The following is a 16,548-nucleotide window of genomic DNA, read 5'->3' as shown; positions in this document are numbered from 1 at the left end:
GCCAAGCACTGCTCTGCATAAATCTGTATAGTGACGGCCCTTTTGCCAGTACCCAGAGTTCGTATTCCATGACCGAGAAGCTTCGCAACATCGCCATCATCGCCCACGTCGACCATGGCAAGACCACGCTGGTCGACCAGCTCCTGCGCCAGTCCGGCACCCTCGACGAACGTGGCGACCACGGCGAGCGGGTCATGGATTCCAACGCGCTGGAGCAGGAACGCGGGATCACCATCCTGTCGAAGAACACCGCCATCAAGTGGCAGGACTACCGCATCAACATCGTCGACACCCCCGGGCACGCCGACTTCGGCGGCGAGGTCGAGCGCGTGCTGTCGATGGTCGACTCCGTGCTGCTGCTGGTGGACGCGGTGGACGGCCCCATGCCGCAGACCCGCTTCGTGACCCAGAAGGCCTTCGCGATGGGCTTCAAGCCGATCGTGGTGGTCAACAAGGTCGATCGCCCGGGGGCGCGTCCGGACTGGGCCGTGGATCAGGTCTTCGACCTGTTCGACCGCCTGGGCGCCAGCGACGAGCAGCTGGACTTCCCGATCGTCTACGCCTCGGCGCTCAACGGCTTCGCCGGCATGGACTCGGACGTGACCGACGGCGACATGACCTGCCTGCTGGAGACCATCGTCGAGCACGTGTCGCCGCCGGACGTGGACGCCGACGGCCCGTTCCAGATGCAGGTCTCCTCGCTGGACTACAACTCCTACCAGGGCCTGATCGGCGTCGGCCGGGTGAAGCGCGGGCGCATCACCCCGAACACCCAGGTCAAGGTGATCGACCGCGAAGGCGGCGTGCGCAACGGCCGCATGCTGCAGATCATGGGCTTCCACGGGCTGGACCGGGTGGATGTCAGCGAGGCCAACGCCGGCGACATCATCACCTTCACCGGCATGGACAAGCTGTTCATCTCCGACACCCTGTGCGACCCGAGCAATGTCGAGGCCCTGCCGGCCCTGACCGTGGACGAGCCCACGGTGAGCATGACCTTCCAGGTGAACACCTCCCCGCTGGCCGGCAAGGAGGGCAAGTACGTCACCTCCCGCGTGATTCGCGAGCGCCTGGACGAGGAGCTCAAGCACAACGTCGCCCTGCGGGTGGAAGATACCGAGGACCCCGACAAGTTCCGCGTCTCCGGCCGTGGCGAGCTGCACCTGGGCATCCTCATCGAGAACATGCGCCGCGAGGGCTACGAGCTGGGCGTCTCGCGCCCCGAGGTGGTCATCCGCGAGGTCGACGGGGTCAAGCAGGAGCCCTACGAGACCGTGACCGTGGACATCGAGGAAGAGCACCAGGGCACGGTGATGGAGAAGCTGGGCGAACGCCGCGGCGAACTCACCAACATGATGCCGGACGGCAAGGGCCGGGTGCGCCTGGACTACACCATTCCCTCGCGCGGGCTGATCGGCTTTCAGACCGAGTTCATGACCGCGACCTCCGGCACCGGCATCCTGCACCACGTGTTCGACCACTACGGGCCGTTGTCCACGACCGGTTCGGTGGCCTCGCGCCAGAACGGCGTGTTGATCGCCAACGGTCCCGGCAAGGCGATCGGCTTCGCCCTGTTCAACCTGCAGGACCGCGGCAAGCTGTTCATCGGCCCCGGCGAGGAGGTCTACGAGGGCATGGTCATCGGCCTGCACGCGCGTGAGAACGACCTGGTCGTCAATGCGCTCAAGGCCAAGCAGCTCACCAACGTGCGCGCCGCCGGCACCGACGAGAACATCCAGCTGACCCCGCCGGTGCGCATGACGCTGGAGCAGGCGATCGAGTTCATCGATGACGACGAACTCGTCGAGGTCACCCCGAGCGCCATCCGCATCCGCAAGAAGCTCCTGCTGGAGCACGAGCGCAAAAAGGCCTCGCGCGCCGCCGCCAACGCCTGACGCCTGTCCCCGCCCCGGTGCCAGCACCGGGGCGGAGTGCTACCCTGAGCCTTGACGTGTACGCGATATTGGCGCGAGGACGACGTGTGGACTTGAATTTTGGCGATGTCGTCCGTTGAGCCTGACGGCCGCCATTGGACGTCTCATCCGTCCAGTTGCCGCAGTATGCTGTCCAGCTCCCGGGCCATGACCGGGACGTCGGTGGTGGCGGTATTCCAGATAATACGGTCGTCGATCTTCGCATAACCGTGGATCAGCAGGTTTCGCAGATCCACGGCCGCTCTCAATTGCGGGATCTGTCGCGCCACGTCGGGATTGGCTTTTTCCAGCTGGCCCAGCGCCTCGCCCAGAATCTCCAGCTGCCGCTCAACGGCCGAACGCATCAGATCGCTGGCAACGTAGTCCTCTTCATTTGCGTCCTTCACGAATTCCGCCACGCGTCGGGCGGCTTCACGCGCATCCCACAGGTAAGCCCGCGGATCACGCCGCATGGACCGCTTCCCGAGATTTTTCAATATCCGCGAGGACGTACGGATTGGTCACGCTTTCCGGCATCACCAGGTCCACGGGCCGCCCAAGAATGTTGCTCAACTTTCTGCGCAGGGCGAGGAATTGCTCCAGAGAGCATTCGGTCTGGTCCGGACCGAATTCCACCAGGAAATCCACGTCCGAACATTGAGGGTCGAAATCATCCCCACGGGCTGCAGACCCGAAAACCTCCAGCCGCGATACACCGAAGTCGCGGCAGACCGATTGGAGCGCTTTACGATGTTGCTGGATCAATGGATGCATGCCCGAGCCTCCTGTCCTCCTACGATACGACAGTCACGCCCGGGGCGCAGCCACAAGGCGTTGCCCGCCCGAACGCATATGCTGCCGCAGTGCGGCACTCCCCACGGCCAGACCGGCTGGGGCCTCACGCCATGTTGAGGTGTTACTGCGGTTCGGGCTGGTCTTCGGCGTCCATGCGGGCGAGCATGCGCATGCCGCCGGCCATGCAGGTCAGTGCCGAGAGGGTGGCTTCGTCGAATGTGGCCGGGTCGTCGTGCAGCACGCTGGCCGGCGGGAGTTGCCAGTATTTCGGGCGGCAGCCGGGCGGGCGACCGGCCGGCATGGCCTCCGCGGCCTCGGCGTCCACCGCCACCAGCAGGTCCGCCCACTCCAGGTCCTCGCGCGCGAGTTCGCCCATGGCCGGGCGCGGGCGCACCTCCAGCCATTCGGCCACGTCCCTGTCCTGCGCGGCCAGTTCGGCCACGCGATCGGCGCGGCCGTCATCCCCGGCGGCGGCCACCAGCAGCCGCGCCCGGCGCTTAAACATCTCCGCTCCCCTGCGGGTTCATTTGGCGACGGCCCGCGCGGGGCCGCAGGATGCCGGGATCATCATTCATCGCGGAGAACCTCTGATGGCCGAATTCGACTGGTCGCAGTATGCCCTGAGCGAGCTGAAGCTGGTGTATACCACGCTGCATGCCCAGCTGACCCTGCAGCCGGAGCTGATGGACTCGAAACTGATGGAAGACCTGCAGGCCCACCTCCAGCAGGCAGCGAAGGCCGACGGCGTGGACGCCTCCACCCACTCCCAGTGGGCCGCCTGGCTCAACGATCGCTGACGGGGAATTGCTCAAGCTGGATCACCAGTTCGGGCAAATGGGTCTGCACCAGGCTCGCGCGACACCCTTCGCGCCCCCGGGCATCGCGAGCCGAGAAGTCTCCACCGTCATCGCGAGTCGCGAAGCGACGTGGCGATCTCCATCCGAAACCACCTGATCCTGCGTGCAACCAGCGTCGGCCGATTGCCACGTCGCCTTGCGGCTCCTCGCAATGACGGGGTGCCCGGAGTGTCGCCAGGACCCGGTCACGTTCAAGTGGCGATGATGCGAGGGGCTGTCCCGCAAGCGTTGTACCGGTCGCATGAGGCGGCATCATCCCGATTCCCGGTCAGGCGTCGCCGGCGGTTGCCTTGCGGTGCTCGGCGGCGAAGTCGAGCATGCGCTGCGTTGCGGTCAGGGCCTTCAGGCGGGCGTCCTCGTCGATGAAGATCTCGTTGGTGGCCGGTTCGGCGGTGTCTTCCAGCGTATTGGCCAGCGAGACCAGATCGTTCATCGCCATCCACGGACAGTGGGCGCAGCTGGTGCAGGTCGCGCTCTCGCCGCCGGTGGGGGCCTCGATCAAGGTCTTGTCCGGGGCCGCCTCGCGCATCTTATAGAAGATGCCCTTGTCGGTCGCCACGATGAACTCCGGCTCGTCGCGGTCCTTCACCGCGGCGATCAGCTGGCTGGTGGAGCCCACCACGTCGGCCTGATGGATCACCTCGCGCGGCGACTCCGGATGCACCAGCACGGCCGCGTCCGGATGTCGGCTGCGCAGATCCTCCAGCGCCCACGAGCGGAACTCGTCGTGCACCACGCAGGAGCCGTCCCACAGCACCATGTCGGCGCCGGTGGTGCGGCGGATGTAGTCGCCCAGGTGCTTGTCGGGCGCCCACAGGACCTTCTTCCCCTGATCGCGCAGGTGCTCCACCAGCGGCACCGCGATGCTGGAGGTGACCACGTAGTCCGCCTGCGCCTTCACGTCCACCGAGGTGTTCGAGTACACCACCACGGTGTGGTCCGGGTGCTGCGCGCGGAATTTCGCGAACTCGTCGGCCGGGCAGCCCAGGTCCAGCGAGCACTCGGCCTCCAGCGTGGGCATCAGCACGCGTTTTTCCGGGCTGAGGATCTTGGCCGTCTCGCCCATGAAACGCACCCCGGCCACCACCAGCGTGCTGGCCGGATGGTCCTTGCCGAAGCGCGCCATCTCCAGCGAATCCGCCACGCAGCCACCGGTCTCGTCGGCCAGGCGCTGCAGGGATTCGTCCACGTAGTAGTGCGCCACCAGCACCGCGTCGCGCTCGCGCAGCAGGCGCTTGATGCGTTCCACCAGCTCCGCGCGCTCGGCCTCGCCGAGGTGATGCAGCCCGGCGGTCACGTGCGCCGTGGACGGCACGTGGAACAGCGGTTGGTCGGCCACCGGTGCGTTCATGGGAATCCTCGCCGTCATTACAGTCTGCTTATAATACGACAGCCCCCTTTCCGGTGTCGTTCCGGCCCTGTCATGACCGAGCTTGAGCAACAGTATCGACAACTCTCTTTCGACCAGCGCATGGAGATGGCGCTGGCCGCCGACCTCGACTCGTGCTGGCGCCCGTTTCTGGTGCGCGACCAGCATGCCCAGGTCAAGGCGTATTTCTCCCGCCGTCTCGATCTGCAGCCCGACGAAGTGGCCCTGCTGCTGGCGGACCCCAACCAGACCGTGCGCCTGAACTGCGCCAAGCGGCCCGACCTCACCCCGGAGCAGGTGGCCGCCTGCGTGAACGACCGCGACCCCAACCTGCGCTACTTCGTGGCCCGCAACCCGCTGCTGAGCGAAGACCAGCGGGAACAACTGATGGACGACGAGGACGAACTGGTACGCATTGCCGTGCGCAAGGGCCCCAAGCAGCGCGGCACCCGCGCCCGACCCGGCCAGGCCGAGATGATCCGTTGACCGATACCCAGCCCGAAAAACCCGAACGCCCGAAGCCCACCGCGCGCCGCCGTGCGCTCGGCTGGGGCATCCAGATCGCCATCGCGCTGGCCATCTTCCTGCTGGTGCGCGCATGGATGGCCCGCGACATGGTGGAAGGCCCGGCCCCCGAGTTCGAGGCCGAACTGCTCGACGGCTCGCCCGTGGCCCTCGCCGACTACGTGGGCGACGAACCCGTGCTGCTGCATTTCTGGGCCAGCTGGTGCGCCATCTGCCGGCTGGAGGAAGGCGAGATCGTACGCCTGTCGGACAGCCATCCGGTACTGACCGTCGCCATGCAGTCCGGCGAGCGCGAAGAGGTCATCGCGCACCTCAACGAACGCGAGCGCGAACTCGCCACCATCAACGACCCGCAGGGCCAGCTCGCCGCCCGCTACGGCGTCCAGGGCGTCCCCGCCAGCTTCATCATCAACACCGACGGCGACGTCGTCTTCCGCAAGCAGGGCTACGCCCCGCCGCTGGAACTGCGCTTCCGCCTCTGGCTCGCCCGCTGGCTCTGATGGTGCAGCCCCGGGCGGCCTGTTCCACCCGCAGCTCATGGGGCGCGGGCCATGGGATTTGGGCAGTACAGGCCCAAGAGTTACACTGAAAAGTGTAACTCCGGGAGGCAAAGATGGAAGCCACCACCAAGGACATGCGGGTCCACAGCCGCGAACTCCTCGCCGCGATCGATCGCGGAGAGGAGATCGTGATCACCTATCATGGCCGCAAGCGGGCGCGTCTGGTCCCCTTCACCCTCCGCGAGGAAAACGGGCAAGAAGAGGGGGCTCGCAATCCGTTGTTCGGACTCTGGGGTGACCGGACCGGATCGGTAGACGACCAGGTTCGGCGGATGCGCCAACCGAGGGCGTTCGACTGATGCTGGTGGACACGGACGTCCTGATCTAGAACCTGCGCGGGAACCGGAAAGCGGGGGACTGGCTCGACAGTTCGCCCGGATTCGCGGTGTCTGCGGTGACGTACATGGAGCTGGTCCAGGGCCTGCGGAACCAGGTCGAATTCCGGATGCTTCGGCAGGCCATGCGCTACTGGGATGCCACGATTCAGCCCGTCAGCGAAGCGATTTCGACTCGTGCCACCTTCCTGGTCGAGACGTATGCGCTCAGCCACAACATGCAAATGGCCGATGCCCTGGTTGCCGCAACGGCCACCCAGCTTGGCCTGCCTCTGGTCACGGCCAACGATCGCCACTACCGCCACATCGAAGGCCTCGAAATCCATCTGTTCCGACCGGAATAAGGTCTCACTCATGCCGTCTTCGGCCAGAGGACGGGCCCCGCGGCCCGGGGGTGCCTTGTAGGAGCGCAGCCCCCTGCGCGATCCGGTGCTCATTGGTGTCCATCTCGCCCACGTTGCGACGCCGGCGCGCGGTGCCAGCTGGCTACCAGGCGTTCTCCGGGAGGGATGCTTGTCATCGCTGGAGAATGCGTACAGTATTGCGTACATGTACAGGTTCAATGACGGCGAGGTATACCATGGATGCCATTAGCTACACGGCGGCCCGGAGCCAGCTGGCCAGGACGATGGAGAAGGTCTGCGAGGACCATTCGGCCGTCATCATTACCCGGAGCAAGGCTCCATCCGTGGTGATGATGTCGCTGGAAGACTATGAAGCCCTGCAGGAGACCTCGTACCTGCTCCGTGCCCCCGAGAACGCCCGCCGGCTTCTTGAATCCGTGGTCGAACTGGAACGCGGGGGAGGTCTGGAGAAGGACATCGAGGAATGAAGCTGCTCTTCTCCGAGCATGCGTGGGAAGACTATCTCTACTGGCAGCGCCACGAGCGGAAGACCGTCAAGCGCATCAATGAGCTCATTCGCGCCATTCAGCGCGACCCCTTCGAAGGCATTGGCAAACCCGAACCGCTCAGGTACAGCCTTTCAGGCTACTGGTCCCGCCGAATCTCCACCGAACATCGGATCGTCTACAAGATCGAAGAAGACACTGTGCTCATCGCACAGCTCCGTTACCACTACTGACCCGAGCGATCGCCTCAGGCCGCTCGCGGTTCGATCTCGCGGCGCACCCGCTCGGCAAGTTCGAGCTGCGCCTGCCTGAGTTCGAATTCCAGCTGGAGATTGTCTGGCTCGCCGAGAAACATGCCGACAGGCCAGGGGTCGGAGTAAGGAGGCCGTGTTACGCTTCGGCTCTGACCGGACAGGGAGTGTCGGTATGGCGGATCACCACGACAACAGCTACAAGCTCCTGTTTTCGCATCCCGAGATGGTGCGGGACCTGCTGACCGGTTTTGTCCGGGAGGACTGGGTGAGGGAGCTGGATTTCTCCACGCTCGAGAAGGTCAACGGGTCCTATGTGACCGACGAGCTGCGCGACCGCGAAGACGACATCGTCTGGCGCGTGCGCTGGGGCGGCGGCTGGCTTTACGTGTACCTGCTGCTGGAGTTCCAGTCGAGCGTGGACCGTTTCATGGCGGTACGGATGATGACCTATCTCGGGCTGCTGTATCAGGACCTGATCCGGCAGAAGGCCCTGACGCCCGGCGGCCGCCTGCCCCCGGTGCTGCCGGTGGTGCTCTACAATGGAGAGACGCGCTGGACGGCCGCACAGAACGTGGGCGAGCTGGTCGAACGGGTACCGGGTGGTCTGGAGCGTTACCGGCCCGATCTGAGCTATCTGCTGCTGGACGAGGGCGCGATCGTGGATGCGCCCGACTGGTCGGACGAGACGCGCAACGTGGCGGCGGCGCTGTTCCGGCTGGAGCACAACCGCAACGAGCAGGATCTGCTGGAAGTGCTGGGCCGTCTGGTGGAATGGCTGCGGTCCCCGGAGCAGACGGGGTTGCGGCGCTCGTTCGTGGTGTGGATGCGCCGGGTGATGCTCCCGCATCGAGCACCGGGGATGGAACTGCCGCCGTTCAACGACCTTCAGGACTTGCACGAGGTACACGACATGCTGGCCGAACGGATCAAGCACTGGCCCGACCGGTGGATCGAGGAAGGGCGCCAGGAAGGGCGCGAGGAAGGGCGCGAGGAAGGGCGCCAGGAAGGGCGCCAGGAAGGACTTCAGGAAGGACTTCAGGAAGGACGTCGCGAGACCGCGCGCAATCTGATCCGGTCTGCCGAGATGGATGACCGCACGATTGCCGAAATCGTTGGGTTGTCAGTCGAGGAGGTGACCCGGATACGGGAAAATCCTTCGCAGTGACCCGCCCGGTCCGCATCATCCGGTGCGGGTAGATGCCGGACCGAGCACGATGCCTTTAATCGCCGGAAGCGCAGCGACGAACCGCCGGCGCTACCCCTCCAGCTCCCGCAGCACGCGAAATCCCAGGTTGGTGTCCATCTCGTCCACGTTGCGGCGCCGGCGGGCGGCGCTGCGCGTGAGCACCGCCGGGTCGAACCACGAGCCGCCCTTGGTCACCAGCCACTCGTTATCCGGCTCCGGCCCGTAAACCCCGTCGCGCGGCAGGCTGGCGTGGTTGTCGTGCCAGGGCGTCGCGGTGAACTCCTGCACGTTCCCGTGCATGTCGTACAGCCCCCACAGGTTCGGCTGAAAGCTGCCCACATCCAGAGGACGGTTCAGCGGAAAGCACGCCGGGATATACCACTTGCGCCGCTGGCGCCGCTCCTCGTACGGGAACAGCGAATTGAAATGCACGTCGCGGCAGCCCACCACCTCGCCGAACGCGAACGGCGTGGTCGTCCCCGCGCGGCAGGCATGTTCCCACTCGGCCTCGGTCGGCAGGCGGTAACGCTGCCCGGTCTCCTCGCTCAGCCACTCCAGATACTTGCGCACTCCCGCCGGCTTGATGTTGAACATCGGCGTGCGCGGCGTCTTCGGGCGCACCAGCCAGTCCCAGCGCTCGTGCCCGGTGGCCTCCTCGAAGGCCAGCCACTCCTCAAGCGTGACCGTAAAACGGCCCAGCGCGAACGGCCGCTCCAGCGTCACCAGCCGCCGCGGGCCCTCGTGCTCCTGGCGTCCGAACTCCCTGGCATCGGAACCGATCTTCAGCTCCCCCGGCGGGATCACCACCAGCTCCGGCGTGGGCACGCCCGACCGGGCCTCGTCGCGGAAAACCGTGTCCCGGCGCGCCTCCCGCGCGGCCTGCTGCTGCAGCTCCAGCAACTGCGCCTGATCCATCTGCTGAACGTTCTTCGCCATCATCCCTCCGGGTGACGCCACGGCTCTACCCCATAAGGCAGCGCCCGGGGTGCCGGGTTCCCGCGAACCCGCCGGGCCCGCGCCTCGCCACAATGCCCTTGCAGCCACGGCGCCCGCGCGCTAGCTTGCCACCCTGGGCGAGCCAAACGCCCGCAACCATGTCCGGACTCAGGGAGGAGCCGACGTGACCCCTACCCCATACCGCCCGCGGACCCGCGGGCTCACGCTCATCGAACTGCTCGTGGCCCTGCTGGTCTTCGTCCTGCTGGTGACCGTGGGCATCCCGTCGTTTGCGCAACTCGTGGACCGGTTCCGGCTGATCGCCACCACCAACGAACTCGTCACCGCTCTCCATCATGCACGCAGCGAGGCCGTCCGGACCGCTGCGCCGGTTACTCTCTGTGCCAGTGCCAACGGCGTTCACTGTTCCGACGATGCCCGTTGGGAGTCCGGGTGGCTGGTTTTCCACAACCCCGGTCTCGCAACCCAGCCTGCCAGTGCGAACGACATCCTTCGCCGGCGGCAGGGGAACCCCGACGGGGGCCTGGAAATCCGTGGCAATCTCCCGGTGCGGCATCGCGTCACCTACGGAGCGCTCGGCGCCACCCGGCGCCTCTCCGGCGCGCTCCAGATGGGTACGCTGAGAATTTGCAACGAAGCAGCAGGCCGGGCCGTCGTCATCAACCGCGCCGGTCGCCCTCGCGTCGCCCATCAGGGCTGCCCGTTCGATCCATAACCATTCGGTAGCCTTTGCCGACCGTTCGGCACTGAAACCCTTGCTCGTCACATGGCTTGCGCTCATAGTGAAATCGACCGATTCCACAAGGACTCCCGGCATGTCTCGTAACGCTACCGGCTTCACCCTGATCGAGCTGATGGTCACCATCGCGGTGGCGGCCATCCTGCTCACGGTCGCCGTTCCCGGTTTCCAGAGTCTGGTACAGAACAACCGGGCCACGACGGCTGCGAACCAACTCAGTACAGCGTTTAATTTCGCTCGCAGCGAAGCGGTCACTCGCGGGGTCGAGGTTTCTGTCTGCCCGGTCGATGCCGGCGGCGACTGGCACCCGGACGGCTGGCGGGTGGTTCTGGGGAATGATTGTGCCCCGGCCGAAATGGCCAATCCCTTGCGCCGCTGGGAGGACATCTCCGGTCGGGTCGTCATCGACGACAACATCGAGGACCAGAGCCACGTCACCTTCGGCCCGCTGGGTGGGCGCGAAAGCCCCGGGCGGGATGATCAGAGCGATCCCATGTTCTACGTCTATGCCGAGAACTGCTCCGGCGAACGTGCACGGGATCTGAACATTGGACCTGGCGGCAAGGTCGGCATCGTCCGCTCCGATTGCCCCTGATCCGCGAGGACCGAAGAATGCAAGGCAAAACCGCAATGACCCAATCGCGATTCCAGCAACGCCCGTCGCTCCGAAAGTCCAGGGGCGTCACCCTCATCGAGGTGCTCGTTGCCGTACTCGTCCTGTCGATCGGCCTGATCGGACTCGCTGCCCTGCAGGCCAACGCGCTGCAGGCCAATCACAGTTCGTACATGCGTTCCCAGGCCACCAACCTGGCCTACGACATCGCCGACCGCATGCGGACCAATCGCGAAGCGGCGCTGGACGGTGATTACGACACCGATTTCGATGACGACGAGCAGACTGACGGGATCTGCAACGACGACCTGAATCCGAGCGGGGGGCTCGCTTCCCAGGACCTCGCGGAATGGAAAAACGCCCTCCTTTGCACGCTGCCCTCGGCGCAGGCCAGCGTCTCCCGCAGTGGTGACACCTTCACGATCACCGTTCGCTGGCAGGAAGACCGCATCGACGATGACGACGACGCTCCGGCCGATGGTTACACCGAAGACTTTACCACGGAGACCGAGATATGAACGACGCCAACGGGAAACGGATACCGGCGGTCGTCTCTTCGGTGCGAGGTCTTACGCTCGTCGAACTGATGGTCGCGATCCTGCTCGGTCTGTTGCTCACGGCCGGCGTGATCAACGTGTTCATCGGCACGCAGCAGACCAATCGCACCCAGGAGGCGATGTCCAGCGTGCAGGAAACCGGCCGCTTTGCCCTCGATATTATCGCGCGCGACGCGCGCGAGGCTGGGTACGGTGGGTGCCCCGGATCGGTCAATAACCTCCTCAATACCGCTAGCGCCGATTATGACCCCGATCTGCATGAGCCCGGGGCCGGCTTTATCAATGCCGATGAGCCGGACAACCCGAGCCCCGAGCGGGGAGACATCCTGACCGTCTCATCCATGGGTTCGGTCGGCGGTGGTCCGTTCGAAGCGGAGGGTGGTACGCAGCAAGAATTTGAACTCAGTGAAGGGGATCCCACGCAGGTTAGTCAGGGACAGATTCTTCTCATCGCCGATCCTTCCACGGGAGTGTGCGAACAATTCCAGAACGTCCCGGATCAGCAGGGTGTGATCAACCGTGGCCCCGGACAGGATGAGGATGTCGATCCTGGCAACATCGAGGTGGACTATGTCGATTTTAATGGCCCGATTGATATCCTCGCGCTGTCCAGCAGGACCTATTATGTCGGGCAATCTCCAGACGGCGAGACCTACAGCCTTTACCGCAGGACGACGACTTCGGGCGGCGATGGAAATCCCGTTCACGAAACCGTCGAGATTGTCGCCGGTGTATACGACATGAGTGTGGAGTATGGTCTCGACACGAACGACAATGGCCATGTAGACGAATTTGAGTGGGCCAGCGACATGGGGACGGGCGACTGGGAGAATGCCGTTGCGGTGCGTGTCCATCTCCTCGTTTACAACGGTCAGGCAGACAACGTCGTCGATCAGGCCCGACAGGGGCATTTTTTCCCCACGTCCGGAGATAATCTCTTTAATGCGCCAGACCGGCGGCTCTATCAGACGTTCAGTACCACCGTCGGTGCCCGGAACCTGCTCGACTGATCCCGAGGTCATGATATGAGAACCCAACCAACCCAAGCGGCCTGTGCCAACCGCGGGAAGCAGCACCAGCAGGGGGCCGCGCTGGTCGTCGGCCTGATCCTCCTGGTCGTGATCACGCTACTCGCGGTCGCCGGCATGCAGAACACCGTGCTGCAGGAACGCATGGCCGGCAACATGCACGATCGCAACCTTGCCTTCCAGCAGGCCGAGGCCGGTTTGCGTGCGGCTGCGCGGAACCAGGTCCCGGGGTCTCCGGATGGCTCGATCAGCTTTTCACCGCTCGATGTGGAGGAGTGGCTCGATCACCTGGATCCCGGTGATACCGAGGCGCATGCCACGCATGTGGAACTTCTGTCTCTGGTCGGTGAGGACTCCTGCCCGCCCGGGCAGGTCTGTGATGAAGAATTCGGGCCTGCGGAGTCCGTCAGCGCGTATCGCATTACATCCGTGGGTGTTGGTGGGACGGATCAGACTCGGGTTGTGCTCCAGGCCGTCATCCGCGTGACGAATTGAACGATAGAAAGGGAAAAGAGGTGACTGCGATGAAAACCAGAGAAGCAGGGATGGAACGGACTCCTGGTGCCCGGCGAACCTTTCGCAAGAGTGCCCTGACGCTGGCCCTGGCAACCGCATTTGTAGGCATTGCAGGGCCGGCGCAGGCGCAGACTCCCGCGCAGGTTCCTCTTTTCCTCACCAGCCCGGTGGACCCGAACGTCCTGTTCCTGATTGACGACTCGGGTTCCATGCAGTGGGAGACCATGCCGGACGAGCTCACCACCCGGTTCGGATCCGGGATTAACAGCAACTATGTGATGTGGACCTTTCCCCGTGTCGCAAACCTTCACGGCGGCTCCTCTCAGTATTCGAATCGTCGAACGGTGCGCTTTTCGAGCACTGATATGGCAGCGATGTACCGGTCTTCCGACTTCAATACCGTTTATTACGATCCTTCGGTGACGTATGAGCCCTGGTCCCTCCCTGACGGTTCCCGGATGCCGGATGCAGATCCGGCCAGTGCACCCAATCGCCCGCTTTTTTCTGATTATGGTGAGCGTGATCTGACGAGCTGGAATCAGCAGTGGGCACGCTGGCTAAATGATAACGGTGGACACTCATCAGGGACTAAATGGTTTTGGCCTGCAGCGTACTACTATTACACAGGCGGCCCGGAAGACGATCGATCAAGTTACGAGTTTGTTCAGATACACAGCGGAAATGATACCTATTCAGGCCATGGAAGGGAAAGCCGGGTCGATTGCGACGGTGGAGTATGCACGTACGAGCAGGAGATCCAGAATTTTGCGAACTGGTATTCGTATCATCGGAACCGGATCTTTGCATCTCGGGCCGGAATCGGCGCTGCGTTTGCAGATCAGGGTGAAGAGTTCCGGGTGGGTTATGGAAGTATAAATAGAGGCGTATTATCGGGGGTCCGGCCGTTCGCAGGGTCTGACAGAGAAGAATTTTTCGAGGAACTTTATGAGCAGGATGTCCCGGCTGCAGGGACGCCGCTCAGGACCGCATTGCAGGCCGCTGGTACCTATTTCGGCCGGGATGATGATCGTGGTCCATGGAGCGAAACTCCAGGTGAGTGGGGAGACCCTAGAGGAGCGCATCTCGAGTGCCGCCAGAGTTACACCATTTTGATGTCGGACGGATATTGGAATGGTACGACGAGCCCTGGTGTTGGTAATGCCGATGATACCCAGGGGACGGAACACCATAGGAGTGACGGTCAAGAGACTTACCAGTATATACCATCTGCCCCCTTCAGGGATGGCCATTCAAATACGCTTGCAGACGTTGCGATGGAGTACTGGAAGAACGACCTGCGCGATGATTTGGAAAATGCGGTTCCGACTGACGCACGCAACCCGGCATTCTGGCAGCATATGGTGACTTATACCGTGGGGTTGGGCGTGGAGGGAGAAGTCGATCCGCAAGAGGCGTTTGCAGCGATCGCGACCGGGGAAGAGATCGACTGGCCCGATCCCCATTCGTCGGATTCGGCTAAGATTGATGACATGCTGCATGCTGCAGTTAACTCGCGCGGCGACTTCTTCTCTGCACAGGAACCCGGTGCGTTCGCTAATGAGCTCTCCGGGGTTCTTCAGGATATATCGGATCGTTCCGGGGCGTCCCGGACCTCACTGGCGACCGAGTCGACCCAGGTGAGTGTCGATGAAGGGGCGCGGGTCTTTCAGGCCCATTTCAATTCGGCGGACTGGTCGGGTGATCTGGTGGCGCTGGAGGCCGATTTCGAGACGCTTGAATTCGTGGAGGCCTGGTCGGCTGCGGATTTGCTGGATGCGCGGGTTGAGGCAAACGGCTTTGGGGATCGGAGCGTGTTTACCTTTGACCGCGATTCGGGCGAGGCGGTGTCGTTTGAGTGGGGTGAAATCCCGGATGCGGATCAGATCTTCGGGGATGAAGAAGATGGCCTGGTCGACTATCTGGCAGGGGATGACTCGAACGAAATCGCCAACGGTGGCCCTTATCGTAATCGTGGTTCGGTGATGGGCGACATCGTCAATTCGGATCCCACTTACCAGGGGCCCAACCTGAACATGGGGTACAGCAACCTGACGGGATACTCGGGCTTCCTGGAAGACAACGAAGACCGGGCGGAAGTCGTCTACGTCGGCTCCAACGCCGGCATGCTGCATGCGTTCGATGCCGAAACGGGCGACGAGCTGTTCGCCTACGCACCGTCCATGCTGCTGGAACATCTGCCCGATCTGGCGGACCCGGACTATCAGCACCGGTACTACGTGGACGGCAGCCAGCACATCACCCACGCTCAGGTGGACGGGGAATGGAAGACCATCCTGATCGGGACACTCGGCGCAGGGGGTAAGGGGCTGTACGCACTGGATGTTACGGATCCGGAAACCTTTGGTCAGAACCCGGATGAGGACGTTTTCTGGGAGTTCACTGCCGACGACTCGGAGCATCTGGGTTACACGATTGACGGTGAGCCAACTGTCGCGCGAACGGGCCCTGATGAATGGAGCGTGCTCTTCGGGAACGGCTATGACAGCGATAGTGGCGATGCGGTGCTGATGATCCTTGACCTCGAACACGGGACGGTGCGGAAGGAGATCGAAACGGAGTCCGACGGTGACAATGGACTGTCGCCGGTGGTGTTCCGCGCGGGTTCCGGGAATATCCTCGAGGCGGGGTTTGCGGGTGATCTGAAGGGCAACATGTGGGCATTTGATGTTGACCCGGGCCAGCAGGATCCCTCGGCAGATGACTGGGACGTGACCTTTATTGGGCAGGGGAACGCCCCGGTTCCGCTGTTCGAGGCGGATCGGCCGATTACGGCCAAACCGGCGGTGGGAAGTTTCCCCGAGGGAGGCTCCATCGTGCTGTTCGGAACCGGACAGTATTTCGCCGAGGGCGACAATGAAGTGTCCGGGGAAACGGAAGCCTTTTACGGGATCCGGATCCACGAGGATACGGATGCCCCGGTGGATGCGGACGATGATCTGCTGACACAGGAAATCGAGGGGTATGGCATGACCGGCGACGGGATTCGCTGGCGCGTGACCTCGGAGGAAACGCTCGATCCCGATGAGCACGAAGGCTGGAAACTGGCGCTCGATGCCGCGGACGCCGAAGGGGAGCGGGTGGTTACCCAGCCGGTCCTGATCGATGGTCGGGTCGAATTTGTTACTCTGATCCCGTTCGATGATCCGTGTCGCGGTGGTGGAACTTCGTTCCTTTTTGCCCTGGATGCGGCCAGTGGGGGGCGGCCTGATGACCCGGTTTTCGACATCGGAGGCAGTTCCGGCAGCTTCGGCGAAGAGGATCTCGTCGAACACGATGGCGAAGAGATTCCCCCGAGCGCGGTGGACCCGGGTGTCGGCATCGCCGGACGGCCGACGGTGGTCCGCGATCCGGAGACCGGGCAGGTCTTCCGCCTCATTAGCGGGACGGAAGACGAGAAAATTGACGAAGCGCCGGGCGCCGCCGGGCTGGGACCGCGCAGTTGGATTCAGTTGCGCTGATCATGAGAGGTGGAG

The 16,548-nt window shown here is 63.7% G+C and carries 20 protein-coding genes and 1 pseudogene; 15 read left to right on the top strand and 6 right to left on the bottom strand.

Features of this window, described 5'->3' with window-relative positions; all coding sequences use genetic code 11:
* Positions 1-68 precede the first annotated feature (68 nt).
* Positions 69-1,895: a translational GTPase TypA gene (typA, locus tag F790_RS0109630; RefSeq protein WP_018869218.1), complete on the top strand. Its 1,827-nt coding sequence runs from the start codon at positions 69-71 to the stop codon at positions 1,893-1,895.
* 143 nt (positions 1,896-2,038) lie between these two features.
* On the opposite strand, the gene F790_RS0109625 is transcribed toward typA, so the two are convergent.
* The 3 genes from F790_RS0109625 to F790_RS0109615 form a co-directional block, all read right to left on the bottom strand.
* Positions 2,039-2,386, bottom strand: coding sequence for a DUF86 domain-containing protein (locus F790_RS0109625; RefSeq protein ID WP_019021678.1), 348 nt, complete (start codon positions 2,384-2,386; stop codon positions 2,039-2,041).
* A complete protein-coding gene (locus F790_RS0109620) occupies positions 2,376-2,687 on the bottom strand; it encodes a nucleotidyltransferase family protein (protein WP_019021679.1) in 312 nt (103 codons plus the stop codon). Before F790_RS0109620 ends, F790_RS0109625 begins: the two co-directional genes overlap by 11 nt.
* A gap of 142 nt (positions 2,688-2,829) precedes the next feature.
* A complete protein-coding gene (locus tag F790_RS0109615) occupies positions 2,830-3,213 on the bottom strand; it encodes a hypothetical protein (RefSeq protein ID WP_019591522.1) in 384 nt (127 codons plus the stop codon).
* Positions 3,214-3,298: 85 nt separating this feature from the next.
* Here F790_RS0109615 and F790_RS0109610 point away from each other — a divergent pair, with 85 nt between their 5' ends.
* Complete coding sequence (locus F790_RS0109610; protein ID WP_018869220.1) at positions 3,299-3,505, top strand: hypothetical protein; 207 nt, start codon at positions 3,299-3,301, stop codon at positions 3,503-3,505.
* A gap of 328 nt (positions 3,506-3,833) precedes the next feature.
* Here F790_RS0109610 and nadA read toward each other — a convergent pair whose 3' ends face one another.
* Entirely contained in the window at positions 3,834-4,916 is a 1,083-nt protein-coding gene (nadA, locus tag F790_RS0109605) for a quinolinate synthase NadA (RefSeq protein WP_019591521.1), read from the bottom strand.
* 72 nt (positions 4,917-4,988) lie between these two features.
* On the opposite strand from nadA, the gene F790_RS0109600 reads away from it, so the two are divergent.
* The 6 genes from F790_RS0109600 (at position 4,989) to F790_RS0109575 (ending at position 7,437) form a co-directional block, all read left to right on the top strand.
* The gene (locus F790_RS0109600) at positions 4,989-5,420 is read left to right on the top strand and encodes a hypothetical protein (RefSeq protein ID WP_026331381.1); all 432 of its coding nucleotides are present in this window, start codon (positions 4,989-4,991) and stop codon (positions 5,418-5,420) included.
* Positions 5,417-5,959 carry a redoxin domain-containing protein gene (locus F790_RS0109595; protein WP_018869224.1) on the top strand — a complete coding sequence of 181 codons (543 nt, stop codon included), beginning with the start codon at positions 5,417-5,419 and terminating at the stop codon, positions 5,957-5,959. Before F790_RS0109600 ends, F790_RS0109595 begins: the two co-directional genes overlap by 4 nt.
* A gap of 113 nt (positions 5,960-6,072) precedes the next feature.
* On the top strand, positions 6,073-6,318 hold the full coding sequence (locus F790_RS0109590) for a type II toxin-antitoxin system Phd/YefM family antitoxin (protein WP_019591520.1): 246 nt from the start codon (positions 6,073-6,075) through the stop codon (positions 6,316-6,318).
* A gap of 32 nt (positions 6,319-6,350) precedes the next feature.
* The gene (locus tag F790_RS13830; RefSeq protein ID WP_232199264.1) at positions 6,351-6,698 is read left to right on the top strand and encodes a type II toxin-antitoxin system VapC family toxin; all 348 of its coding nucleotides are present in this window, start codon (positions 6,351-6,353) and stop codon (positions 6,696-6,698) included.
* A gap of 236 nt (positions 6,699-6,934) precedes the next feature.
* Positions 6,935-7,186, top strand: a complete 252-nt coding sequence (locus F790_RS0109580) for a type II toxin-antitoxin system Phd/YefM family antitoxin (RefSeq protein ID WP_026279434.1) — start codon at positions 6,935-6,937, stop codon at positions 7,184-7,186.
* Positions 7,183-7,437, top strand: coding sequence for a Txe/YoeB family addiction module toxin (locus tag F790_RS0109575; protein WP_018869228.1), 255 nt, complete (start codon positions 7,183-7,185; stop codon positions 7,435-7,437). Before F790_RS0109580 ends, F790_RS0109575 begins: the two co-directional genes overlap by 4 nt.
* A 14-nt stretch (positions 7,438-7,451) precedes the next feature.
* On the opposite strand, the pseudogene F790_RS14680 reads toward F790_RS0109575, so the two are convergent.
* Positions 7,452-7,538, bottom strand: a pseudogene (locus F790_RS14680) (transcriptional regulator); the annotation flags it as partial.
* 92 nt (positions 7,539-7,630) lie between these two features.
* Here F790_RS14680 and F790_RS0109565 point away from each other — a divergent pair.
* Positions 7,631-8,623 carry an Rpn family recombination-promoting nuclease/putative transposase gene (locus tag F790_RS0109565; protein ID WP_019591518.1) on the top strand — a complete coding sequence of 331 codons (993 nt, stop codon included), beginning with the start codon at positions 7,631-7,633 and terminating at the stop codon, positions 8,621-8,623.
* Positions 8,624-8,713: 90 nt separating this feature from the next.
* On the opposite strand, the gene F790_RS0109560 is transcribed toward F790_RS0109565, so the two are convergent.
* A complete protein-coding gene (locus F790_RS0109560) occupies positions 8,714-9,580 on the bottom strand; it encodes a formylglycine-generating enzyme family protein (RefSeq protein WP_026332916.1) in 867 nt (288 codons plus the stop codon).
* 184 nt (positions 9,581-9,764) lie between these two features.
* Here F790_RS0109560 and F790_RS0109555 point away from each other — a divergent pair, with 184 nt between their 5' ends.
* From F790_RS0109555 to F790_RS13825, 6 genes are all read left to right on the top strand, one after another.
* Positions 9,765-10,316, top strand: a complete 552-nt coding sequence (locus F790_RS0109555) for a GspH/FimT family pseudopilin (RefSeq protein ID WP_019590468.1) — start codon at positions 9,765-9,767, stop codon at positions 10,314-10,316.
* A 100-nt stretch (positions 10,317-10,416) separates the two neighbouring features.
* A complete protein-coding gene (locus F790_RS0109550; RefSeq protein ID WP_019591516.1) occupies positions 10,417-10,935 on the top strand; it encodes a GspH/FimT family pseudopilin in 519 nt (172 codons plus the stop codon).
* A 35-nt stretch (positions 10,936-10,970) separates the two neighbouring features.
* Entirely contained in the window at positions 10,971-11,471 is a 501-nt protein-coding gene (gene pilV / locus F790_RS0109545) for a type IV pilus modification protein PilV (protein WP_026332915.1), read from the top strand.
* Positions 11,468-12,520 (top strand): PilW family protein, encoded by a 1,053-nt coding sequence (locus F790_RS0109540; protein ID WP_019591514.1) that lies wholly within the window; start codon positions 11,468-11,470, stop codon positions 12,518-12,520. Before pilV ends, F790_RS0109540 begins: the two co-directional genes overlap by 4 nt.
* A gap of 15 nt (positions 12,521-12,535) precedes the next feature.
* Entirely contained in the window at positions 12,536-13,033 is a 498-nt protein-coding gene (locus tag F790_RS0109535; protein WP_019591513.1) for a PilX N-terminal domain-containing pilus assembly protein, read from the top strand.
* A 29-nt stretch (positions 13,034-13,062) separates the two neighbouring features.
* Positions 13,063-16,533, top strand: a complete 3,471-nt coding sequence (locus tag F790_RS13825; RefSeq protein ID WP_232199262.1) for a pilus assembly protein — start codon at positions 13,063-13,065, stop codon at positions 16,531-16,533.
* The last annotated feature ends 15 nt before the right edge of the window (positions 16,534-16,548 follow it).

The sequence above is a fragment of the Thioalkalivibrio sp. ALE20 genome (assembly GCF_000381405.1).
Lineage (GTDB): Bacteria > Pseudomonadota > Gammaproteobacteria > Ectothiorhodospirales > Ectothiorhodospiraceae > Thioalkalivibrio.
Note: the sequence above shows the minus strand (reverse complement) of the source record. Positions and strands in the feature narration are given on the sequence as shown.